Raw genomic sequence first — 22,827 nt, 5'->3', positions numbered from 1 at the left:
GGTTTCCTGGCTGCAAGAAAGCGGTTAGTATAAAGACTGCCTTTGGTTTGTCAAGGGAAAAGACAGTCCTCAAGGGCAGCAAGTAAGCAGTTTTTATTAGCGTATATCCTCTCTTTTTGCAAGCCTTTAATTCAGCCCCAAAAGGCTATGGCAAAAGCGAGGAATCTTTAATTTTTAAAGGGAAAGGCAAACCCGGATGACCAGAACAGCCGAGGCTATCGACCACCTTGCCTCTATCATTGAAGCGCTAAGATCCCCCCAGGGTTGCCCCTGGGATGCCGCACAGACATCTGACTCCCTGAAACCTTTTCTCCTGGAGGAGACCTATGAAGTTCTCGAAGCCATCGATAGCGGGGAACCGGACGCTATCCGGGAAGAGCTGGGTGACCTGTTGATGCAGATCGTCTTTCATGCGCGCATATTTGAAGAAAGACGTCTGTTTAACCTGGCGGACGTCGCCAACGAAATATCCCAAAAACTCATCCGACGCCACCCCCACGTGTTCGAAAAAAGCGCGGAACTAGACCACGCCAGCCTGAGAGCACAATGGGACCGCATCAAAAACGAGGAGAAAGCCCAAAAGAATAAAAACACCCACCAGTTTTCAGGCATCCCCGCGAGCTTGCCAGCCCTGGCCCGCGCCATAAAAATCCTTGAAAAGACAGGTCCCAAAGAAATTGGGGCACAGGATCAGGTGAGAGTCCGGGACGAAGCGGTGCGGAAACTGGAAAAATTCAAGGCGACCCACAGGGAGGGCAACCCGAAACAGGCCGAAACAGAACTGGGTGAGATTCTTTTTTCCTTGGCCAGGCTGTGCTACACCTCTAAGGTAGATCCGGAAGAGGCCCTCAGAATGGCAACCAACCGCTACATGTCTTCGTGCTTAAAATAGACCCCATCGGGTTATCATTGCCAAAAACTCTTAGCTTTCAGGCAGGTCCCTTTCTTTTCCACACAAACAGTGGACAACTTGTGCACACCCCTGTGGATATTGCCTCCAGTGAATGGACTCAACCGTTAAATAGCGTATTGCCTATTATTTGTGCAATCTTTTTTCCCTTTATTTTCGATGCATTAGGTATGTGTTGGCAAAAAGAGCCCCAAAAGATCACCCCCTCCTCAAACCTCAACAATCAAAAGAGAAAAACGGAGAGATATGTTTATAAAGCTTTTGCTAATCTTCATCATTGTCCCGATCATGGAGGTCTACGTCCTGCTTGAGGCAGGAAAGCTCATTGGCCCTCTACCAACAATCGCCCTCATTATCATGACAGGAATAGCCGGGGCCTACCTGGCGCGCTCCCAAGGTTTCCAGGTTCTTGTCGACATTCGTCAATCGCTAGACCAAAACCGTCTGCCAGCCGAAAGCCTCGCCCATGCGGCCTTGATATTCGTTGGGGGCATCCTCCTGCTGACTCCCGGGTTCTGCACAGACCTTCTCGGTTTCATTTTATTGACACCGATGACCCGTAAATTTGTTAAAAATAAAATTTTGAGCTACCTAAAGAACCATATGACAGAGGGGAACATAAAGATCTACAGGAGGCAATGAGCCCCAGAAGGGGCCCATCATGGGCAGAGACTGGCCCAGTGCACCAGGACGGAAGGGTTGAGTTCAGCCAGGGAGGATAATGCCAAGGCATTGAGCCGTGGATCGAGCAGTAAAAAGTCAGGCGGCAAAGAAAAATCCCGGAGAGTGGATACAAGCAGACGGTTCAACTCGGGGGCTTTTTCAGCTCCCTCCAGCGCCCCCCTCTTTTGCCCAACCCCAACGACACCCTGACAGAGAAAAACAATACCGAGAATCATGGGCAGGCCGACATTGCCCACAAAATGCATTACAAGGCCATGGGTTCTCCCCCACGACCTTTTCATAGCCGTCAAGCGCGGAAATTCATTATCGGCCATCAAGCGAACGGACGATACCGCGAACACATAGAGAGAAAAGATCCCCATAGCGAGTTGCGGATTTGAAAAACCACTGTCAAGAAAGGGCATGCGCAACTCCTCTCCAACAGATTTGACCTGCACGCACTTAAATATTACAACACAATAAAACGTTTTTCTATATTTTTTCGTATTTATATTGCAATAACTTAAAAGAGCTTTTATCACAAGATAAAAACAGGAAACAGGGTCTCAGTAAATAACTATATAACCATGTTTTTCTGCAATTCTGGAGATTTCGAGGACATCTTGAATCCGATAACATTCCCCATCCAGAGTAAAGGTATATCCCCCATCGGTTTCTTTTTTGGCAAGGCCGATGAGATATTCAAAAGAAGCTGTTTTAATCGTCTCCATAAACCACCTAATCTCCTATGATTTTAACCAGCACTCTTTTGGGGCGCATGCCGTCAAATTCACCGTAAAAAATCTGCTCCCATGGCCCAAAGTCAAGTTCTCCGTCTGTAACAGCAATCGTCACTTCCCGCCCCATGACAGAACGTTTGAGATGAGCGTCGCCGTTGTCTTCACCGGTTTGATGATGCTTGTATCCGGCCGGGTCATAGGGCGCCAACCTCTCAAGCCAGCTTTCGAAATCCTGATGCAAACCCCTCTCATCATCGTTGATGAAGACCGAGGCCGTTATATGCATGGCGTTGACGAGACAGAGCCCTTCCCTAATCCCGCTTTTTTCAAGACATTGACGAACATACGGAGTGATATTGACAAATCCGCGCCTGGCGGGGACCTCAAACAACAGTTCGTGACGATAGGATTTCACTTTGAATCGCACTCCTCTTAGTCGTGGCTAGGATATCTTGCCAGCCTTGCACACCTTGCCTTAACTGTTAAGTTTATGTTAAATGTAGCCGTCTTGAATAACAGTATGAAACAGGTGAACAATGGCTCCATTCCACCACATCGCGAAAAATCTAACTGTGCCGCTCTTTTTCATCCTGTTAACCGGATGTGTAGAAAGCCAGAAAACTGATCCTTCCGCTTACCTGCCCAAGTCCGCCAATGTACAGACGTTCTCCATGGTAGATCATGGGGAACTGCGCCATTTTTTTGAGAAAAACAACTACCACTGGGACACCCTGGATCAAGGAGTTCCACCTTTTATTCTTAAAACAATTCCTAATAATTTCAGTGGCATCGAGGACATTCGTGAGAAAAAGCGCCTTTTTTTTCTATCCATTTTGCCGATGGTGCTGATTATCAACGAAGAAATTGCCCAGGAAAGGGAATTGCTTCTCGACATCTATCAGGCCCTGGACGCAGATCAACCCTTATCTGAAGAGCAGAAAAATTTTCTTTCGGTACTGGCTCGGAAATACAAGATCAAGGGAGACATCTTATCCAGCAGCAAGGCTCGCGACAATCTGCGGATGAGAGTCGATATTCTACCCCCATCGCTGGTTTTGGCTCAGGCGGCAACCGAATCGGGCTATGGCACCTCTCGTTTCGCCCAAATGGGCAACAACCTGTTTGGTGAATGGACTTTCACGCCCGGAACGGGACTCATCCCCAAAGATCGTCCCGATGGGGCGACCTACGAAGTACGTCGCTTCGATTCGATATACGAATCCCTGCAATCGTATATGACCAATATCAACACGCATTGGGCCTACCGTAGTTTGCGGGAGAAGAGGGCCAAGTTGAGAGACGCTGGGATTTCTCCTAAAGGCATTGATCTGGCCACAGGCCTGGAGCGCTACTCTGAAAGGGGCGATGCCTACATCGAAGACATTAAAACCATGATCCGGCTGAACCGTCTTTCCCGCTTATCCACAGCCACTCTCAGAAAATCCTGATTTTTCTTTTCATTCCCGGCAGCTACCTCTTGATCCATAACTGACTGAACCAGTACCACCGGCCGTCTTTTTTACCTGGCGCCGTGAGCGTGTATTTGTTGCGCCGTCCCGACAGAGGTTCCCTGGCCTGAATGCGATATCTCCCTGTCACTTCTGGATCGGGCCTGATGGTCGCTTCTGGCTGTCCTTGGACAAAACAGCGCAGCCTTGACAGGTCTATCGCACCTTCTTCGATATCAACAATCAGCAGCGGCGGATCCTCTTCCTCAATTACCGGGCTTGCAGGAGACACCACCTTGAGGGGCAGCGCCTTCATGGGTAGTTTTTCGGCAAAACCGTCCAGGGTGGCATAAGGCCCACCCATGGGGAAACGAGGCAGGGTAAATCTGTCCGCTCCCATATCAATAACACCCGACTGCTGAGCAGCCGCCCCTCTAAAATTAAGGCCGGCAACGATTTCAATTATTTCCGGCGAATATTCACCATAGGGATAAGCCAAAAGCTGGGGCTCGGCATCCAGTTCAAGTTTCAGTTTGTCTTGTGCTTTGCGGATATCGGCAAGAATGCGCTCTTTCCAGGCGGTTTCGGATTCTCCCTCTTTCCTGTTGACCATATAGGGGTGAGACGCTGAGTGATTGCCAATTTCAATCCCTGCTGCGGAGATATCGCGCAGTTCATCCCAGGAAAGATAGCCCTTGGCACCGACCGCATCGGTGTTGACGAAAAGAGTCGCCTTGTACCCATATTCCTGCAACAGAGGCAAGGCCCCGGTCAAAAAGGACTGGTAGGCGTCGTCAACGGTAAGACCTGCCGTTTTTTCAGGAAGGGCCTCGCCTCGCTCCAGATGAGCCACGATTTCTCCCAAGGACATTACGGTATAGCTTTGCGCTTTTAGCAGATCGAGTTGGGACCTGAACACATCGAGAGCGATGTTGGTGGAGGGATAGCGGTCATCTCCGAAGCGGTGGTAAACGAAAACCGTCGCAGAATAGGCCAGCGGCGGTCCGACAAAAAGCAGCAGAAACAACAAGGGCAGGACCCTCTGTGCCCACCTTTTAGACATCACCCTGCCCTCCTTCAAGCACCCTGGATCTCAAATAACGTCGGATGGCATTGCGGGCTCGTGGTGTAATGGCCCACTCCAGCCATTTAGGAAGAACTTGCGGCTTGCCACTTCGTTCAATCTCGACCTGGTCACCATCCATGAGGCGCGATTTGAGCAGACGGGTTTTTCCGTTGATTCGTGCTCGAAGAGCACACAATCCAAGGTCTTCATGGATATCAAAAGCCAGATCGAGAGCACTGCTTCCCTCGGGAAGAATCCGTGTCTCGCCTTTGGGAGTATAGACCTGAATGGAGGCAGAAGCGAGACGAAAGGCATCCGTGTCAATAGCGGACTCTCCTTCGAGAAAGGAGCGCATCAAGTCGCGGAAATTGCCTTTTTTGAACTCGAAACCTGGGGCCAGGACGCCGGACTCATTGAATCGGGCCAGTTTTCGCGTCGTGATCTCGACACGCATACGATACTGATGGGCCTGTACGGTTGTCTTCAAAGCCTGGTAACCAAACTGGGAAGGCACGCTCAGATGGTCCCTGAGTTTGCCTGGGATCGGATAGTAAAGGCCGTGCAGCAGACCGAGCCCCAGATAAGCGTCCGTGGTTTTGTCGACTTGAATTTCCAAGGTATAGACCGTCGGGAACCCTCGACTTATGGCCTGCGCCCCAGATATGGAAAAAGGTCGCCAGCGGTCTTTGAGGAGTACGGGTGCCTTGTTATGCTCAAAGGCGTGGATAATTTCAGTGCGGATTTTTCTCAGATCAACCTCGGTCTCTGCCTTAACCACTTCGACAGCCCGTTTGTATCGCTGCGCTCTCCGGGGATAGAGCACACCGAGCGACAAGGCATCCAACTCGGACGCAACATGTCCCATCCCGAGATGTCGGGCCAACGGGACGTACACCGAGCGGGTCTCTTCCGCAATCAGCGACTGTTTTTCGGGTTTTAGCGCCGCAATTGTCTGCAGGTTGTCCATGCGGTCCCAGAACTTGAGGCAGAGGACCCGTACATCTTCCATAGCCAGGAGAAGCTGCTTGCGGTAAGTCTTTGCTTTAAGCGCTTCCCGACTGAGTTTTTCATCCGCCGCCTTGGTCAGGCCGTTGACCAGCAGGGCCACTTCGGCCCCGAAATCACCTTCAATCTGGTTTAAAGTGACGGGAGTGTCCTCCACCACATCATGAAGAATGGCGGCTATTACGGACGAAAAATCCATCCAATGCCGGGAAGCCATATGAGCGACCCGCAGGGGATGAAAAAAATAAGGTTCCCCTGATTTGCGCACCTGCTCGGCATGGGAGCTTCTGGCGACTTGAATGGCTTTCTGCAGGGAGTCTATGCCTACATCAAGCTCCTCGTCACTCAAGCCACCCCCGTAATGGGTTACCAGAAGCTCCATGATCTCGTTAATCATGCGCTTTTCTATGCGTTGTTCTTGCTGATTCAAGAAAAGGTGCTCCGTCGACTGCAGGAATTATTCGAAAAGTTAATCTAGAATATCACAGATAACATCGTAATTGACAATCCGAACCCCATCTAACCCGGTGGCCAGGACAGGTTCCTGCCGCCAAGAAGATGAAAATGGATATGCCAGACGGTCTGACCGGCCGCGGCGTTGCAATTATTGACAATGCGAAAACCGTCTTCGGCAAACCCTTCTTGCTTTGCCAGTTTGCCCGCGACCAGATACAGATGTCCCAACCATTCCGCGTCCTGCCCCTGCAAATCCAGAGTGGTAGCGATGTGCTTTCTCGGCATAAGCAGATAATGATGGGGAGCCTGGGGATTGATATCCTGAAGCGCTACCACAAGATCGTCCTGATAAACAATTTTACCGGGGATCTCTCCGGAAATAATCTTACAGAAGACACAGTTGGTTGACATTCTCGCTCCTTTCTGGATTTTTCGCTATGCTATCCGTTCTGGCTTCATTCAGGGAAACACAATTCCAGCGATCACGGGTGGCCCTCTTCAGAAGGCTTTCATCGTGGGTGAAGAAGATAACCTGATGTTCGACGCTCAGCGCTTCCAGAGCTTTTATCGTGTCGGTGAGGCGATGGCGATCGAGATTGACCAAGGGATCGTCGAGCAGCAGCGGCAGTTTTTTGCCTTTGGCCAAATGACGACTCAGCGCCAGGCGAATCGCCAGAAAAACGGCGTCTCGGGTTCCCTGACTGAAGAACTCAAGAGGCTTGAAGCCCTGCCCCTGAACCTTGAGGGAAAATTCAAAATTGTCATCGCAGGCCACTTCTTTATAGTGCTCCAGGGAAATCAGCCCGAGATACCTGGTGATATCGGCAAGAAAGCGCTCCAGGTAAGTGCGTCTAAACTCCTCCACCGAGGAGGACAACAGCTCGATCGCCGTAGCCAGTACTTTTTTGCGATGCTTCAAAAAACGATATCGCCTGATAAGCCTGGCTTCATCGGCTTCAACCCGGGGCAACTCCTCCAATTGGGTTGACCAGGCTTTATCCTGGCTCAAAAGGCCTTTGATCTCTTCTTCCCTGGCCTTAACCGCGCTTTCCAGGCTCCTGAGTTTCTCTTCGGCGTGGGGCAGATCTTCCAGGGGAATGAGATTTTTCCCCCGGAGAGGGCGGTTCTCCTCAAGGCGCTGTGCCACAATGGCCAACTCTCTCGCCAGACGACCTTTTTCCTTGTGCAGTTCATCGAGGCTCTCAAGCACATCCAGGGCCGCCTCGACCTGACCGAGCTCCTTTCTTAGCGTACTGTGTCGCCTGACTTTTTCTTCAAGCGCCCCCTGCCCTTTCTTCAAGGGCGATTGTCCTGCGTCCTCCAGAATACGATCGATCTCATCAAGCCGGATCTGGGCCTTCTCTCGTCCTTGTTCGACGATGCGCAACTGCCCTTTGAGACCCTCAGTGTAGGCCTTTAGCGTACCACTGCGCCAAACGTACAAGGCCCAAGCCATGGAAATAAAAAGAATCGATATCAGCAATGCGTAAGGCCAATGGAACGGGAACAACCAGCTGCCCCCTGCTCCCGCAAGGAGAGCCACGGCGGTAAGCAGGATCGGCCATCGCCGCAAAGGTGGGGCACACGCCAGCAACTCCTGTCGGAGCGCATTTCCATCTTCCTGCAACTGGATAAGCCTTTGCCGGGTTTCCTCCCCCTCTTTGACCAGCATGGGAAGGGAATCGGCGAGTTCGGCCGAGACTCCCAGCGAATCAAGCTCATTCTGCAGAGCGTCTCTTTTGCTGGAGAGAGCAACAACCTTGTCGTGTTGCTGATTCAGTCGCTCATATTCTTCCTGCAACTTTCGCTGCTGTTCGTCGAGATGCCATTGTTGACGAACGTAGGCAAGATATTTTTGCCCTCGCACACAATTCGTCCTGTCATTTTGGATGGAGTCCTGCATCTCGCGAATCCGCTGTCGAATCTCCACCATATCCGCCACGATTTTATGGAGGGCTTCCCTCTGCTGGCCGACTTCATTCAGGCGTGTCTTGGTCTGTTCCAGGTCACGGTCGAGGGTTTTGTCTTTTCCCCAGGGGTTCTCCCGGGTGATAAAGAAATAATCGTCATGCAGGCCTGACAGCACGCGATCATAGTCGATATCGAGATAGCCGGAAAGGAGGGCCTTGATCCGGTCTCCAATCCCGCTCTTACCGTCCAGTTCCAGACGCCCCTGCCCAAAAAAAACGGAGGCACGAAAAAGATCGTTTTCTATAACCGGGATAAATTGAGCCAGCCGGGAAAAATACTCAAGCCGCTCTGCAGATCTCCCCAGGGGTGAGACCTTCCCTTCAAATTCATAAAGGACCTGATAAAGATCATCGGTTTCCTTGAGACGGACCCTATCGGTGAGAAGGTTGCGTTCAATCCGGACAAAACGATCCCCGCTTTCAAAAGCGATGGCAACCTGGCAATCGGCCGCCCTTCCCCACTTTTTGAAACGATCCTTATCACGAACTCCGAAGAGTGCGGCGGGAACCGCTTCCATCAAAGTGGACTTGCCCGCTTCGTTGGGTCCGATAACGATATTGAGCCCACGCCGGAACTCAAAGGAGCGTTCATCGAACTTGCCAAAACGTTTGAGATCTACCTGTCGGAGAATCATGTTGCCGCCTCAACGTTCCCGGGAAAAACGAACCAGAACTTCTCGGAGAGCCTCTTCCAGAACTGGCGTCTCCTCGGGTGCCACCTTTTGAAGCAGGTGGTGGACACGCCGGACAAACAGCCCTCGCACCGTGTCTTCCTCTTCTAGTTCCCGCACCAGAGCGCTATCAAAAAGATCGGTTTTATCCCGTAATTCCAGATGGAAGAATTCTTCTTCGCAGCGTTGCTGCAAACGCTCGATTTCGATAGGCGTCTCCAGAACCCCCGTCAAAGTCAGTCGCATGATACGATTGGGGTCGGCGAATCCCTGTACGGCAGCAGTTATCTCGTCTTCACTGCTCATCCCTGTAAGGTCAAGGGTCTCCTCATGCAGGGTCCGCTTATTAACGACAAGCCCTTCTACAGACACCTCGTCCTTTTTGAGCGAAACAAGTGCACAGTGCCGGCTTCCATTTTCACCGAAACGGCGACCTTCCGGCGTGCCGGGGTAACAGGCCAAGGTCTTGCCATCCTCCCGTAACAAAGCATAGTTGTGGTAATGACCGAGGGCAACATAGTCCAATCCCCAGCTCTTAAGGTCCGCCAAGCTAAAGGGCAGGTCCTTGGGACGATGCTCCCACTCAGGACTCCCCTGGAGGGAACCGTGAAGCAGACCGAGATGCACACCGGGGAGTGAACGCCTCTTCATTCCGCTCAAGGCATCGACGGAGTAGCGGGGATGATAAGCAAAGCCGTAAAGGTGAACATCACGCCCTGCAATGGAGACGGAAACAGGCTGCTCCACCCTGGGGTTGTCGAGCACCACCGCACCAGGAAAACTGACCCGGTGGTAGACGTTGTCTGGAGCCACAATGTGGTCATGTGTTCCTGGCAGCAGAACAGGGAGGATACCCCGATCCGACAACCGCTGCACCCCAGCCTGAACCCTACCCACCACTGCGGCCACCGGGCGGGGATGATCAAAAAGGTCGCCGGCAACGACAAAAAGATGCACCTCATTTTTGATGGCCAGGTTGATCAAACGATCAAAACAATCCAGCAAATCTTTGCAACGCATGCTCTCTTTGCTTCCCAGCGAAGGGAAAGAGGCGTCGAGATGAATATCGGCGGTATGCAGAAGCTTGAGATCCACAGATGCTCCACTCAGAAGTTGCAGGTTTCAGGCGAACCATAACGATGTCGCCAGGATTGTTCGCGTTTATGATCCCACCAGCTCCCATCCGGACAGGCAGACAGGCTTGCACCGGCCATGATGAGGGTCAAGGAGGCCTCTTCTCTGGACAATTCCTGCAAAAAGGACCAGGGGCCGCCGAGAGACTCAAGGTCTTTGAGAGTTCCCTTCAGCACCGTTTCACCGGGCATCCCCAGTCGATGAAATACAGCGACGGGGATATCTTTTCCAAAACCTTGCCGCAGGCGACGTCCCAACTCCACTGCCGGCCAGGTGTTCATATAGACAACCAGGGTCGACTCTTCGGTCAGATTGCCAAAAGGTTGGTCAGCCCCCTCCATCAGCCTGGTTGAAAGCTGAATAACCCTCGGATTGCGATGGCCTGCCGTCAGCGTCTTTTTAAGGAGTGCGGAGGCCGCGTTCATGACAGCGACACCAGGGATGACCTCCGCGTGAGAACCCAACGCTTCCAGCAAAGGCTGAAAGGGACAAAAAACGGATAAGTCACCAGGAACCAGGAAGGCGACATTGCCCGACTGCAGCAACTCCAAAACTTTCTCGCGCAGCGGAATAAAATCCCAGGCAAAAGGGATAAATAGAGTCTTGCCTGCAAGATAGCTACGATAGGTCTGGTCATAGGGTGGCACAACAAAAGCAGCTTGGCAACGGTCAAGAGCTGCGGCCCCCATCAGAGTGAGCAAGGCGGGATCCCCAGGACCAGCACCGATAAAATAGGCGCGTCCCTGTACCATCAGACACCTTTTTGGAAGAATAGAAGAAATTCCCTGTTCCCCTTGGGGCCTAAAATCGGGCTTTCAGTTACACCGAGAACTTCGCAGTTGAGGTTTTCCACATAGCGAGTGATCTTCTCTACAACTCCCAGCTGTTTTTGCTCATCGCGCACAACCCCGCCTTTGCCGACCTCCCCCTTCCCAACTTCAAACTGAGGTTTTATGAGAGCGACAACACGACCCTTGGGGGTTAAAAGTTTCAGCGTCGAAGGTAGAACTTTTTCCAAAGAGATGAAGGAGGCGTCAACCACTGCCAGCTCCGGCTGTTCTGGCAGGTCTGCCGAATCCAGATGACGGATATTGGTCCGTTCCAGGTTAATGACCCGTGCATCTTCCCGAAGTTTCCAAGCCAGTTGCCCGTAACCGACATCGACCGCGTAGACCCGGGCAGCGCCATGCTGGAGCAAGCAGTCCGTAAATCCTCCAGTAGAGGCGCCCACATCGACAGCGACAACGCCCTCGACCGAAAGATTGAAAGAGTGCAAGGCTTTTTCCAGCTTAAGGCCACCACGGGACACATAGGGGATATCTTCTCCCTTCAAACGGATAGCGGCGTTTTCAGGAATTAGAGTTCCGGCCTTGTCGACGGCGTGGTCACCAACAACCACCTTGCCTGCCAAAATTAAGGAACGTGCCCGTTCTCGAGAAGAAACCAGACCTTTTTGAACAAGCAATTTGTCAAGACGCTCTTTTTTATTCAAAAAAAACACCTACCTCGCACATTGTCAGAATCACGCTAAACTACCACACGTGGTAACCCCCGGCAACAGTTTTACAGGCGGCTACCAGGGCCAGTTCGGTGAAAAAAAATGGCCTCCGACAGGGAGGCCATTGGGTTTCTTGAAAAACCAGGACAAGAATGTTCAAGGGAAAAGAGGCAAAGCCTCCAGGCCAAGGGTCTCCTTTTCACCAATCATCAGATTCATATTCTGCACAGCCTGACCAGCTGCTCCCTTAACCAAATTATCGATGACGGAAACCACGATCACCCTGGCCGTCCTTGGGTCAACGTGCAACCCGATATTGCAAAAATTACTGCCGCGAACATAGGCGACATCGGGGAACTGACCCTGCGGGTGAATACGGACGAAAGGTTCGTCCTTGTAGAATTCCTGAAACAGTTCCAAAAGATGCGAAGCCTGAGAAACAGTGGATGAGGCATAGCACGTCGACAAAATGCCTCTGTTCAACGGAAGAAGATGAGGGGTGAAATTCAGCCTCACTGGACGGCCTGCAAGCTCTGTGAGCGTCTGTTCAATTTCGGGAGTGTGTCGATGATTTCCAACCCCGTAAGCTTTGAAACCCTCATTGACCTCGCAGAACAGCGAGCCCACCTTGGCCCCGCGTCCGGCCCCGCTGGCGCCAGATTTGCTGTCAACAATGAGCGTGGAGGGATCGATCACCCCTTCCTTGAGAAGGGGCGCAAGGGCGAGGGCCACGCTTGTCGGGTAGCAGCCGGGATTGGCGATTAGTTGGGCGTTTTTTATGGTTTCACGATAGAGCTCGGGAAGACCATAAACCGCCTCGGCAAGGAGTTCCGGACATGAATGCGCCTGATACCAGGCTTCGTAGGTTTCAACCTCACGAAGCCGGAAATCGGCCGAAAGATCAACAACCTTTTTGCCGGCACGAACGAAGTCAGGCACCACTTCCATGGCGGTCTGGTGCGGAAGGGCAGTAAAGATAAAGTCGGCTTTATCCAGAACAATACCCACATCGACGGGATCGCAGATCTGTCCAATTCGATCGATAAGGGAGGGGAACAAAGAGGCAATCTCTTCCCCGACATTCTGCCTTGACGTCAGACAGCTGATCTCAACGGCCGGATGGGCGGCCAACAACCGGATCAGTTCAACGCCCGTATAGCCACTGGCGCCAACAACCGCTACCTTAACCATAACTTCCTCCTGAAACGAAGAAAGGAGAAACCCGCAGGCCTCTCCTTTCCCTGAACATCGCGCCAAATAATTTTGACGTAATAGACTTAACGCTTGGAGAACTGGAAGCTCCGACGGGCTGCCCGCCGTCCGTATTTCTTTCTTTCCTTGATACGGCTGTCGCGGGTAATGAAACCGGCTTTCTTAAGGACTCCACGCAGTTCGACATCAACGGCAAGAAGAGCCTTGGTGATACCGTGCTTGATAGCACCAGCTTGACCGGAAGGTCCGCCGCCGCTGACATTGACAGAGATATCGAACTTGCCGACGTTGTCGGTCAGTTCGAGAGGCTGGCGGACGACCATCTTGGAGGTCTCGCGGCCAAAGTATTCGTCAAGAGTACGTTTGTTGATAGTGATGTTGCCACTGCCGGGGGTAAGCCAGACGCGTGCAACGGAAGTTTTCCTTTTACCGGTAGCGTAAAATTTCTGCTCGGCCATTATTATCTCCTGCTATGAACCTTAAAGAGCGAGTTCTTTGGGCTGTTGGGCTGCATGGGGGTGATCAGAACCAGCGTAAACTTTCAGCTTCCTGAACATCTGCCGGCCAAGCTTGTTTTTAGGCAACATCCCTTTGACAGCTTTTTTGATCAATTCCTCAGGCTTGTTGGCGAGAAGCTTTTCAGCGTTCACGGAGCGAAGCCCACCGGGATAGCCGGTATGACGGTGGTAAAACTTATCGGCCATTTTATTGCCGGTCAATTTCACCTTGTCCGCATTAAGAACGATCACAAAATCACCAGTATCCACGCTGGGCGTAAAAACCGGCTTATGCTTGCCCCGAAGGATCCGGGCGATTTCGGTTGCAGCACGACCCAAAACCTTGTCTTCGAGGTCGATAACAAACCAGCTACGTTTAATCTCTTCTTTTTTGGCTACTTGCGTGCTCATCGTGTTCCTCTCTATGGATAACTGTGATTTTACGGGGCTCACAGGAGACGACAAGCTATCTAAAAGACTGATTATTGTCAAGATGTTTTTTTAAGGCAGAACCTGGCGCCGGTACCACCGAAGTGCCAACTTACAAAACCCGGGGTTTGATACTTAAAACGGGACAGGGGGCATGTTGAACGACCCGCTCGGCGGTACTGCCAATCAACAGATGGGCCAGCCCGGTCCGTCCGTGCGTCCCGATGACGATAAGCTGAAAATATTCTTCCTCGGCAATGCGACAGATCTCCTTGAAAGGGAAGCCGGAGACGACTTTGCCTTCCACGCGAAGCCCCGGGTTTTCCTTTTTCAGCCGCTCAACCTCTTTGCTCAGTTCCTCCGAGGCATCTTCCAGGCGTTTCTGTAAGCTTGGCGGTAGCGGCGGAACCTCGGTGGCAAAATTGTTGAAATCGTCGTGCACAACCACATGAAGAAGGCAATACTCTGTGTCAGACCATTGACGAAGTTTTAACGCAAAATCAATCGTTTCGAGGCTGTATTTGGAAAAATCGACGGGAACCAGAACTTTGATTTTATTATCCATCGCGGCCTCCCCGGTAGCAGTCAGATGCGGACGTTGAAAAACTATACCTTTGGCCCGGTATTTTTCAAGGACACCAAACGGTGCGGGAGGTTACCGTACCACACTTCCATAAGACAAAGTCCACGTGGCGGGGCGGTTTTGCCAGCACGTTCCCGACTCCCCTGGATCAGGAGCTGAGGGATATCCTCATGGGGTCGCGCGCCTAGCCCGATCTCGACCAAAGTGCCAACGATGATGCGAACCATGAACTTAAGAAATCCGCCACCCTTCACATCGATATGGAGCAACGGCTCATCCGGAACGATATCGATGGAGAAAATTTCGCGAGTCGTCGTTTTGGCCCCACAGTTGGAGGCCCGAAAGGAGGCAAAATCATGCCGCCCAACCAGAAAAGAGGCGCCCTGCTTCATAGCCTGCAGGTCAAGGGGTTTTTTGATGGTCCAACACGTGTGGCGATTGATAGCCGCGCGTACAGGCGAAAGATGCAGGGTGTAACGATACCATTTGCCGCGACTGTCAAAGCGGGGATGGAAAGTCAAAGGGACAACACTGGCCTGCCGAATCACGATATCTTCCGGAAGGTAGCGATTGAGCCCGTCCCGAAAAGCTCTCTCTGGCAGCTCCCTTGAAGTTTTGAAGCAGGCGACCATGCCTAAAGCATGAACCCCAGCGTCAGTTCGCCCGGAAGAGACCAGGCGCACAGGATGCCCAAGCAGAGCAAAAAGTCCCTCTTCGACGACCTGTTGAATGGCCGTGCCATTAGGCTGAACCTGCCAACCGGCATAACGTGTGCCATCATATTCGATGACCAACCTGACCTGTTTTTCAGTTTCATCCATCCCTGCGGACATACCGCCCTAGCTCCCCAAACAAGGAGAGGGGACCAGCGGCCCCCTCTCGATTCAAACGTCCTACTCAATCCAGTTCAAAGATACTCATTCACAAGCAGCTCAGCAATCTGGACAGCATTCGTTGCCGCCCCCTTGCGGAGGTTATCCGATACGAGCCACATATTCAGAACCGATTCAGATGACTCATCGGCCCGGATGCGACCGACCAGAATAGAGTCCTGCCCAACCGCATCGTTCAGCGTCAGGATGGCCCCCGGGGCAGTATCGTCAAAAACTGTCAGGCCAGTTGCGTGCGCCATGAGCTCACGAACCTTGCCAGGTTCGATCTTTTCTTTCAACTCGATATTGACCATTTCACTGCATCCATAGAAAATCGGCACAGTGACGCTGGTAGCCGTGACCTGAAGATCGGAAGAAGCCAAAATCTTTCTAGTTTCCCGGCTGATGCTCATCTCGTCAACGGTGTAGCCATTGGGCATAAGGCCGGCACTGTGAGAAAAACAGTTAAAAGCAACCTGGCGAGAGAAGACCTTGCTCTCTGCCGGCCGACCGTTAAGAAGCTCCCCCGACTGCCCCCTGAGCTCATCAATGCCCTTGACACCAAAAGCGGAGACGGAGCGAAGAACCGAAACCACAACTCGCCGGATACCGCCTGCAGCCTGCAACGGCTTAAGGGCCATAACAAGAGGGATGGTGCTGCTGTCAGGGCTGGCCACAATACCCTTTAACCGAAAATGCCCAAGATCCTGAGGATTGACCTCAGGAACGACCAGGGGCACCTCTTCATCCCTACCCCAGTAACCGCTGAGATCGATACACAGGGCGCCGGACTCCACGGCCACAGGACAGAATTCCTTACTGAGCTCCCGGCTGGCGGCGAAAAAGACCATATCCGTGCCGGAAAAGGAGGTCGCCGCCAGCGCCTCCACGACCACAGGCTTGTCCTGGAAATCAAGGATTTCGCCCGCACTCGCCTCACTGGCCAGCAGACGCACGGACTGAACCGGAAATTTCCGTTCGTCAAGAATCTCAAGGAGCTGAGAACCGACGGCTCCCGTTGCACCAACAATGGCGATGTTCCATGTTTTAGGAATAAGTCCTCTCCTTTAGTCCAGGGTCAGTCGACTCACCGGTCGGAATCACTGTTCACGAAGAATGCGAAGCATACGCCGCAGCGGCTCCGCCGCTCCCCACAAAAGCTGATCGCCACAAGTGAAGGCCGACAGGTACTGGGGCCCCATCTTCATTTTGCGCAGGCGGCCAACAGGTATGGACAGGGTCCCCGAAACAGCTGTCGGGGTCAATTGCTCCAGCGAGTCAGCCTTGGTGTTGGGCACCAGCTTGACCCAATCGTTGTCGTTCTTTATGAGGGCTTCAATGTCAGCCATCGGCACATCCTTGGTCAGGCGGATCGTCAGGGCCTGACTGTGACAGCGCATGGCGCCCACACGAACACAGATGCCGTCAATCGCAATGGGCTGCTGGGTTCCCAGAATCTTATTGGTTTCGGCATAGCCTTTCCACTCCTCGCGACTTTGCCCGTCCTCTACCTCCCGATCAATCCAGGGCAGGAGGCTGCCGGCCAGGGGATAACCAAACTCTTTGGTTGGCAGGGTGCCGTCACGCAGCGCCGCAGTCACCTGGCGATCAATATCGAGAATGGCAGAGGCCGGGTCCTGGAGCAGGGGCGCCACCGTTCCATGCAGAGCGCCCATTTGACTGAGCAATTCACGCATATTGGGGGCGCCGGCGCCGGAGGCCGCCTGATAGGTCATGGAGGTCAACCACTCGACCAGACCGGCCCGGAACAGTCCTCCCAGCGCCATCAGCATGAGACTGACGGTACAGTTGCCGCCGATAAAATCTTTCTGTCCGTTGACCAGGGCCTGGTCGATCACATTGCGGTTGACGGGATCAAGAATGATGACCGCATCTTTTTCCATACGCAGGCTACTGGCCGCGTCGATCCAGTACCCCTTCCAGCCAGCCTGACGCAATTGGGGGTGTATGGCCTTGGTGTAGTCTCCGCCCTGACAGGTCAGAATGACATCGAGTTTTTTTAGTTCATCGATATCATCCGCATTTTTCAGGGTGCCAGCCCCCATGGGAGCGGGCGCTCCCGCCTGGGAAGTTGAGAAGAAAACGGGCTCGATGCCGGAGAAATCATCCTCCTCCTGCATGCGCTGCATAAGGACCGAGCCGACCATGCCACGCCAACCGATAAGACCGACTTTCATACGAGTATTCCTTCTGATAACAAATAGGGTTTCAACAATTGCCGCTCCGGGTGGATGCCCTATAGAGCGGCGACGATCGCGTCACCGATCTCCTTGGTATTGACCAGTTTTTCATTGGCTTTTTTCTGGTAAATGTCGCGGGTACGGTATCCCTGCTCAAGAACCTTCTCCACGGCCGACTCAATGGCTTCTGCTGCGTCTGTCAACCCGAAGGAATAACGCAGCATCATCGCAGCCGAAAGGATCTGGGCGATGGGATTGGCCACGCCCTGACCGGCAATATCGGGAGCGCTGCCGCCGGACGGCTCGTACATGCCGAAGGAGCCTTCCGCGAGCGAAGCCGAAGGCAGCATGCCAAGAGAGCCGGTCAGCATGGCCGCTTCATCGGACAGGATATCACCGAACATGTTTTCACAAAGCAGCACGTCAAACTGCTTGGGCCAGCGCACAAGCTGCATGGCCGCATTATCCACATACATATGGCTCAATTCGACATCGGGATACTGCTTGGCGATACCGATAACGACCTCACGCCAGAGGACAGAGGTAGATAACACGTTGGCTTTATCGATAGAGCACAGTTTCTTGCCCCGCTTCTGCGCCGCCTGGAAAGCCACATGCGCAATGCGCTCAATCTCGGGAACGGAATATCGCATCGTATCGACACCGACCCGATCATCCCCTGCCCCCTCAATACCCTTGGGCTGGGAAAAATAGATGCCCCCGGTCAATTCGCGCACCACCAGGACATTAAAGCCCCCCTCGATGACCTCTTCCTTGAGACTGGAGGCCCCGGTCAAGGCCGGGAAGATGATGGCCGGACGCAGATTGGCATAAAGACCGAAAATTTTACGCAGAGGGAGCAGAGCACCTCGCTCGGGCTGTTCATCCGGCGGCAACGATTCCCACTTGGGGCCGCCGACACTACCGAACAAGATGGCATCCGACGCCTTGCAGAGATCGACCGTGGTGGCGGGCAGGGCCTTGCCTTCGTTGTCTATGCCGGCACCTCCGACGTTGGCAAAGGCACGCTCGAAACGGACCTCAAACTTCTTCTCAACCGCGTCAAGCACCTTCAGGGCCTCTTCCATCACTTCAGGACCAATCCCGTCTCCAGGCAAAACGGCAATTTTGAATTCTTTGGACATATGCGTCAATCTCCTTCAAATATATTCAACAGAATAAAAACCAGTTAAAATTCGATAGGTTCGAAAGGCAAAATATAGGTAGCCCCCGTTCATTGTCAAACTCTTTTTAGAGAGTCCCTGGATCGGGCCACCTTTTTGAGCCATATATGACACACCAATTATGCCACACTCGGCACACCCATGTCACCCCCCAAAAGACCTCCGAGGGCACCTGCGCAAAAAAGGCCGGGCTAAGCCCGGCCTCCATGCAGTCAGGCAGCCAAATCACTTAATAGCGCGCATCCGCAAATTCAACCCATCCCCCGGCCTCAACCAACGCCTTGTCAAAAGGAGAAATTTCAAACGAGAAGGCTTCCGTCGTGACCGCCGTCGCCGCGGTGATCGTCTGCGATTTCAAATCGACGGAAATGGTGACTTCTCCCTTTTTCTCCAGATCAAAAAGCCGGTCAAGGTCAGCCTTGGGCAGTTCAATGGCCAGCATACCGCCATTGAACATATTTTGCCGAAAAATCCGGGCATAACTTTCGGCGATGATGGTGTGCACCCCGTTGACTTCAAAAACCCAGGGCGCATGCTCACGCGACGACCCACAGCCGAAATTTTCCCGGCTCACGACAACGCGCGCATTACGAAGCTTGTCGCCCTTGGGATCGAAGCCTTCAAGCTTGAGGTCTTCCAGCATGTAAGGCTGCAGAGCCTCCTTGGTGACCTCTGTCAGATATTTGGCCGGGATGATTTCGTCGGTATTGATATCGGACCGATCCAGAAAAATGGCCGGTCCTTCAAAAACTTTTTTACCATTCATTCGAAAACCTCACAAAAGACGTTGTCTGGTTGAAGTCAGGCCTGGCGGGGGTCGGTAATGACACCGGTCAGGGCCGTGGCTGCGGCGGTCGCGGGGCTCATGAGATGGACCATTCCCCCCTTGCCCATCCGCCCGTTAAAATTACGGTTGCTGGTGGAAGCAGCGACCTCCCCCTCGGCCAACACCCCGTTACTCATACCCAGACAGGCTCCGCAGGTCGGGTTGGTCACGCAGAATCCGCTATCCATGAAAATCTGGATGATCCCCTCCTGGAGAGCGTCGTTAAATATTTTAGGCGTAGCGGGCGAGACAATTCCCCGCACGCTGTCGGCAATCTTCTTCCCCTTGAGGATGGCCGCGGCGACCCGAAGATCTTCAATCCGCCCATTGGTGCAGGTGCCGATATAGATCTGATCCACAGGCGTACCCGCCATTTCAGCGACGGGCTTGACACAATCAGGCTTGTACCCGAAGGTCACCTGCGGTTCCAGCGTTGAAACATCGAACTGGAGCACTTTCTCGTAGACGGCATCCTCGTCGGAACACCATTGACGATATTGTTCCAAGGCGGCCTCCCGAGAGGCATATTCGCCAGCGATAAAAGGCCAGAGATAATCGACAGTGGTCATGTCGGGCATGCAGATACCGCAGGTCCCTCCGGCCTCGATCGCCATATTGCACAGGGTCATGCGCGCTTCCATGGAAAACTCGTCAACGACCGAACCACGGAATTCGATGACGCGATCGGTCGCCCCATTGACCCCGAGATGACCGATGACGTAAAGGATAACGTCCTTGGCATAAACGCCCTCGGGCAACTGGCCGACCAGATCCACGCGGATGGTCTTGGGGGTGCGGAAAGCACAGACCCCCTTGAGAATACCCACTTCAAGATCAGTCGTCCCCACACCGGCAGCAAAAGCCCCAAAGGCCCCGTGGGTGCAGGTGTGACTGTCTCCCATAATGACCGTAAACCCAGGCCGGATATACCCTTTTTCAGGAAAAAGGGCGTGACAGACGCCATTATGCCCGACATCGAAGAAGTCACGAATACCATGTCGGCGGGCCCAATCGCGCAGCATCTTGGCCTGAGTGGCCGTCTTGCTGTCTTTAGAAGGCGTGACATGGTCGATAACTGCCTTGATTTTGGTACTGTCGAACACCCGGTCCTTACCCCGCCAAGCCAGGTCGGCAATGGCGACCGGAGTCGTAATTTCGTGACACAATACCCGATCGAGATCGAGCACCATGGTGCCAGGAAAGGGCTCGTCCCGCAGGTGCGCTTCAAAAATCTTTTCGGTAATGGTCTTTCCCATACATTCTCCTCAACAGGTCTTTTGATTTCGGGACGCTATCCTATTCCATCAAAAAGGCTAAGACAACCCGGATTTTACAAAACAGCCGGGCGCAGCAATCTTTATCACTCCGCCCGGCCGAAAAGAAATTTCTAAAGATGGATCCTCGTCCGGCTCATACCGCTGGAAAGCTTGTTCAAGGCGTTAATATAGGCCTTGGCGCTTGCCACGATAATATCTGGATGAGCCCCCTGGCCGAGAACCTCGCGACCGGCATCTTCAAGGCGTACGGTGCATTCGCCTTGCGCGTCGGTACCACCGGTAATGGCCCCGACCGAAAAATGGAGCAGACGGGCATTGGTTTTGGCCAGTTTCTTGATCGCCTTGAAAGTGGCGTCAACCGGGCCGTCGCCCATGACAGCAGTCTTGCGGATCTTGCCGTCGATTTCAAGCTGAACGGTGGCCGTGGGAGCCGCAAAGGATCCGGAGGATACATTCATCTGCAACAGCTTGAATTTCTCAGGTCCCCGGATAATTTCATCAGCCACAATAGCGTCCAAATCCTCATCGAAAATTTCTTTTTTCTGATCAGCAAGCGCCTTAAAGCGCACAAAGGCTTTTTCGATATCCTCCTTGCCCAGATCGTAGCCCAGTTCCTGAAGACGCTGAATAAAGGCATGGCGCCCCGAATGCTTGCCGAGCACCAGCTTGTTCTGGTTGAGGCCGATGGACTCGGGCGTCATAATTTCGTAGGTAGATTTTTCCATCAGCACGCCATGCTGATGGATGCCAGCTTCATGGGCAAACGCGTTGGCACCGACGATCGCCTTGTTGGGCTGCACGGTAATTCCCGTAATGGTGGCGAGGAGCTTGCTGGTCGGATAAATGTGCTCCGTGACGACCTTGGTCTGAAACGGAAGGATGTCCTGCCTGGTGCGCAAGGCCATGACCACTTCCTCAAGCGAGCAGTTGCCGGCTCGCTCGCCGATGCCATTGATGGTGCATTCAACCTGCTGCGCGCCGGCCTGAACCGCGGCGAGAGAATTGGCGACAGCAAGACCGAGGTCGTTATGGCAGTGGACGGAAATAACCGCCTGGTCGATATTGGGTACGTTTTCCCGAAGGTAGGTGATAATTCGCGAGTACTCCGACGGGATGGTGTAGCCTACCGTGTCCGGGATATTGACGGTACGGGCGCCGGCCTCGATGACGGCTTCGACAACCCGGGCCAAAAAAGGCAGGCGGGTGCGCACGGCATCCTCGGCCGAGAACTCCACATTGGGGGTGTAGGCGGCAGCTCGCTTAACGGCTTTGACCGCCGTTTCGACCACTTCGTCTTCGCTCATCTTGAGCTTGTACTTCATGTGGATATCGCTGGTGGCGATAAAGGTGTGAATGCGACCGCGCTCCCCGGCATACTTCAAGGCTTCCCAGGCCCTGTCGATATCCTTGTCGTTGGCGCGACACAGCCCGGCAATCTGACACCCCTTGATGGTCTGGGCTATTTTCTTTACCGCTTCGAAGTCCCCCTCCGAGGCAATAGGAAAACCGGCTTCGATGACATCAACGTTCATCTTTTCCAACTGATGGGCGATACGCAGCTTTTCCTCGATATTCATGCTCGCGCCGGGGGACTGTTCACCATCACGCAGGGTCGTATCAAAAATTATAACGGTCTTGGCATCACTCATCGCTTCCATCTCCTCATTGATGTTCCGGCCACAACCAATCGCTGGTCCGGGCAGTTCGTGTACATTTTCGTCCTTAGGCCATGGCGGCCCGACTCAATCCAACATAGGCCTAGGTCTCCAAGGTCTGTTTCCACACGACCACCCCCTTTCCACCTGTTTGCACAAAAAAAGCCCTCGCCCCAATTGCAGGGGCGAGAGCCTTGGCTTCGCGGTACCACCCTGGTTCGGTCTTCCGTGGAAGACCCTTCTTTGGCCCTTTACGCGGACTTACGGCGATGGCTATCTCTGGTTATCGCAAAGATTCACCAACGCGGCTCCAAGGCGAGTTCGACTCTCCACAGTACCGGCTCGCAGCGACCGCCGGCTCTCTGGAACTGGAGTTAGAGTCTACTACTCCTCTTCAACGCCTTTATTGCTATAGGGTGACAATAAAACAGAGGTTCCGGTCCTTGTCAAGGTCTTTCCCATGATTTACAAAGCTGAAACGTCGTTTTTCATTCAGGCTGTACAGGGTTTGACCTCATCGAAGAAAAAGG

At 53.1% G+C, this 22,827-nt stretch carries 24 protein-coding genes and 1 other annotated feature; of the genes, 3 read left to right on the top strand and 21 right to left on the bottom strand.

What is annotated here, in order from left to right:
• Positions 1 to 196 precede the first annotated feature (196 nt).
• Together mazG and MJO47_RS11995 are read left to right on the top strand one after the other, a co-directional pair.
• Complete coding sequence (gene mazG / locus MJO47_RS12000; protein WP_253961364.1) at positions 197 to 892, top strand: nucleoside triphosphate pyrophosphohydrolase; 696 nt, start codon at positions 197 to 199, stop codon at positions 890 to 892.
• A gap of 264 nt (positions 893 to 1,156) precedes the next feature.
• On the top strand, positions 1,157 to 1,552 hold the full coding sequence (locus MJO47_RS11995; protein ID WP_253961363.1) for an FxsA family protein: 396 nt from the start codon (positions 1,157 to 1,159) through the stop codon (positions 1,550 to 1,552).
• Between the two features lie 17 nt (positions 1,553 to 1,569).
• On the opposite strand, the gene MJO47_RS11990 is transcribed toward MJO47_RS11995, so the two are convergent.
• The 3 genes from MJO47_RS11990 to MJO47_RS11980 form a co-directional block, all read right to left on the bottom strand.
• A complete protein-coding gene (locus tag MJO47_RS11990) occupies positions 1,570 to 1,998 on the bottom strand; it encodes a hypothetical protein (RefSeq protein ID WP_253961362.1) in 429 nt (142 codons plus the stop codon).
• Between the two features lie 141 nt (positions 1,999 to 2,139).
• Positions 2,140 to 2,304 (bottom strand): hypothetical protein, encoded by a 165-nt coding sequence (locus tag MJO47_RS11985; protein ID WP_253961361.1) that lies wholly within the window; start codon positions 2,302 to 2,304, stop codon positions 2,140 to 2,142.
• 7 nt (positions 2,305 to 2,311) lie between these two features.
• Positions 2,312 to 2,728 (bottom strand): secondary thiamine-phosphate synthase enzyme YjbQ, encoded by a 417-nt coding sequence (locus tag MJO47_RS11980; RefSeq protein WP_253961360.1) that lies wholly within the window; start codon positions 2,726 to 2,728, stop codon positions 2,312 to 2,314.
• A gap of 121 nt (positions 2,729 to 2,849) precedes the next feature.
• Here MJO47_RS11980 and MJO47_RS11975 point away from each other — a divergent pair, with 121 nt between their 5' ends.
• Positions 2,850 to 3,761 (top strand): glucosaminidase domain-containing protein, encoded by a 912-nt coding sequence (locus MJO47_RS11975; protein ID WP_253961359.1) that lies wholly within the window; start codon positions 2,850 to 2,852, stop codon positions 3,759 to 3,761.
• A 22-nt stretch (positions 3,762 to 3,783) separates the two neighbouring features.
• On the opposite strand, the gene MJO47_RS11970 is transcribed toward MJO47_RS11975, so the two are convergent.
• The 18 genes from MJO47_RS11970 to MJO47_RS11885 form a co-directional block, all read right to left on the bottom strand.
• Positions 3,784 to 4,824 carry a polysaccharide deacetylase family protein gene (locus MJO47_RS11970; RefSeq protein WP_253961358.1) on the bottom strand — a complete coding sequence of 347 codons (1,041 nt, stop codon included), beginning with the start codon at positions 4,822 to 4,824 and terminating at the stop codon, positions 3,784 to 3,786.
• Positions 4,817 to 6,262 carry an HD domain-containing protein gene (locus tag MJO47_RS11965; RefSeq protein WP_253961357.1) on the bottom strand — a complete coding sequence of 482 codons (1,446 nt, stop codon included), beginning with the start codon at positions 6,260 to 6,262 and terminating at the stop codon, positions 4,817 to 4,819. The genes MJO47_RS11970 and MJO47_RS11965 overlap by 8 nt, the downstream gene beginning before the upstream one ends.
• 89 nt (positions 6,263 to 6,351) lie before the next feature.
• Positions 6,352 to 6,699: a histidine triad nucleotide-binding protein gene (locus MJO47_RS11960; RefSeq protein ID WP_253961356.1), complete on the bottom strand. Its 348-nt coding sequence runs from the start codon at positions 6,697 to 6,699 to the stop codon at positions 6,352 to 6,354.
• Positions 6,674 to 8,893 carry an ATP-binding protein gene (locus tag MJO47_RS11955; protein WP_253961355.1) on the bottom strand — a complete coding sequence of 740 codons (2,220 nt, stop codon included), beginning with the start codon at positions 8,891 to 8,893 and terminating at the stop codon, positions 6,674 to 6,676. The genes MJO47_RS11960 and MJO47_RS11955 overlap by 26 nt, the downstream gene beginning before the upstream one ends.
• A gap of 9 nt (positions 8,894 to 8,902) precedes the next feature.
• Positions 8,903 to 10,024: a metallophosphoesterase gene (locus MJO47_RS11950; protein WP_253961354.1), complete on the bottom strand. Its 1,122-nt coding sequence runs from the start codon at positions 10,022 to 10,024 to the stop codon at positions 8,903 to 8,905.
• A gap of 11 nt (positions 10,025 to 10,035) precedes the next feature.
• A complete protein-coding gene (locus MJO47_RS11945) occupies positions 10,036 to 10,815 on the bottom strand; it encodes an SAM-dependent methyltransferase (RefSeq protein ID WP_253961353.1) in 780 nt (259 codons plus the stop codon).
• The gene (locus tag MJO47_RS11940) at positions 10,815 to 11,555 is read right to left on the bottom strand and encodes a TlyA family RNA methyltransferase (RefSeq protein ID WP_253961352.1); all 741 of its coding nucleotides are present in this window, start codon (positions 11,553 to 11,555) and stop codon (positions 10,815 to 10,817) included. The genes MJO47_RS11945 and MJO47_RS11940 overlap by 1 nt, the downstream gene beginning before the upstream one ends.
• Before the next feature lie 162 nt (positions 11,556 to 11,717).
• Complete coding sequence (gene argC / locus MJO47_RS11935; RefSeq protein ID WP_253961351.1) at positions 11,718 to 12,752, bottom strand: N-acetyl-gamma-glutamyl-phosphate reductase; 1,035 nt, start codon at positions 12,750 to 12,752, stop codon at positions 11,718 to 11,720.
• Between the two features lie 86 nt (positions 12,753 to 12,838).
• Positions 12,839 to 13,231, bottom strand: a complete 393-nt coding sequence (rpsI, locus tag MJO47_RS11930) for a 30S ribosomal protein S9 (protein ID WP_253961350.1) — start codon at positions 13,229 to 13,231, stop codon at positions 12,839 to 12,841.
• 21 nt (positions 13,232 to 13,252) lie between these two features.
• Positions 13,253 to 13,681 (bottom strand): 50S ribosomal protein L13, encoded by a 429-nt coding sequence (rplM, locus tag MJO47_RS11925; RefSeq protein WP_253961349.1) that lies wholly within the window; start codon positions 13,679 to 13,681, stop codon positions 13,253 to 13,255.
• A gap of 130 nt (positions 13,682 to 13,811) precedes the next feature.
• Positions 13,812 to 14,264 carry a universal stress protein gene (locus tag MJO47_RS11920; RefSeq protein WP_253961348.1) on the bottom strand — a complete coding sequence of 151 codons (453 nt, stop codon included), beginning with the start codon at positions 14,262 to 14,264 and terminating at the stop codon, positions 13,812 to 13,814.
• A gap of 41 nt (positions 14,265 to 14,305) precedes the next feature.
• Complete coding sequence (gene truA / locus MJO47_RS11915) at positions 14,306 to 15,115, bottom strand: tRNA pseudouridine(38-40) synthase TruA (RefSeq protein ID WP_253961347.1); 810 nt, start codon at positions 15,113 to 15,115, stop codon at positions 14,306 to 14,308.
• Positions 15,116 to 15,189: 74 nt separating this feature from the next.
• Positions 15,190 to 16,191, bottom strand: coding sequence for an aspartate-semialdehyde dehydrogenase (locus tag MJO47_RS11910; RefSeq protein WP_371926700.1), 1,002 nt, complete (start codon positions 16,189 to 16,191; stop codon positions 15,190 to 15,192).
• A 63-nt stretch (positions 16,192 to 16,254) separates the two neighbouring features.
• A complete protein-coding gene (asd, locus tag MJO47_RS11905; protein ID WP_253961346.1) occupies positions 16,255 to 17,352 on the bottom strand; it encodes an aspartate-semialdehyde dehydrogenase in 1,098 nt (365 codons plus the stop codon).
• Positions 17,353 to 17,411: 59 nt separating this feature from the next.
• Positions 17,412 to 18,500: a 3-isopropylmalate dehydrogenase gene (gene leuB, locus MJO47_RS11900; protein WP_253961345.1), complete on the bottom strand. Its 1,089-nt coding sequence runs from the start codon at positions 18,498 to 18,500 to the stop codon at positions 17,412 to 17,414.
• A gap of 268 nt (positions 18,501 to 18,768) precedes the next feature.
• Positions 18,769 to 19,305, bottom strand: a complete 537-nt coding sequence (gene leuD, locus MJO47_RS11895; protein ID WP_253961344.1) for a 3-isopropylmalate dehydratase small subunit — start codon at positions 19,303 to 19,305, stop codon at positions 18,769 to 18,771.
• 35 nt (positions 19,306 to 19,340) lie between these two features.
• Complete coding sequence (locus MJO47_RS11890) at positions 19,341 to 20,621, bottom strand: 3-isopropylmalate dehydratase large subunit (protein ID WP_253961343.1); 1,281 nt, start codon at positions 20,619 to 20,621, stop codon at positions 19,341 to 19,343.
• Between the two features lie 131 nt (positions 20,622 to 20,752).
• Positions 20,753 to 22,330 (bottom strand): 2-isopropylmalate synthase, encoded by a 1,578-nt coding sequence (locus tag MJO47_RS11885; protein WP_371926699.1) that lies wholly within the window; start codon positions 22,328 to 22,330, stop codon positions 20,753 to 20,755.
• A 145-nt stretch (positions 22,331 to 22,475) separates the two neighbouring features.
• Positions 22,476 to 22,704, bottom strand: a binding site (T-box leader).
• Positions 22,705 to 22,827: the final 123 nt, after the last annotated feature.

The organism is Desulfuromonas sp. KJ2020 (assembly GCF_024197615.1).
GTDB lineage: Bacteria > Desulfobacterota > Desulfuromonadia > Desulfuromonadales > SZUA-540 > SZUA-540.
This window is presented reverse-complemented; position numbering and strand designations above follow the sequence as displayed.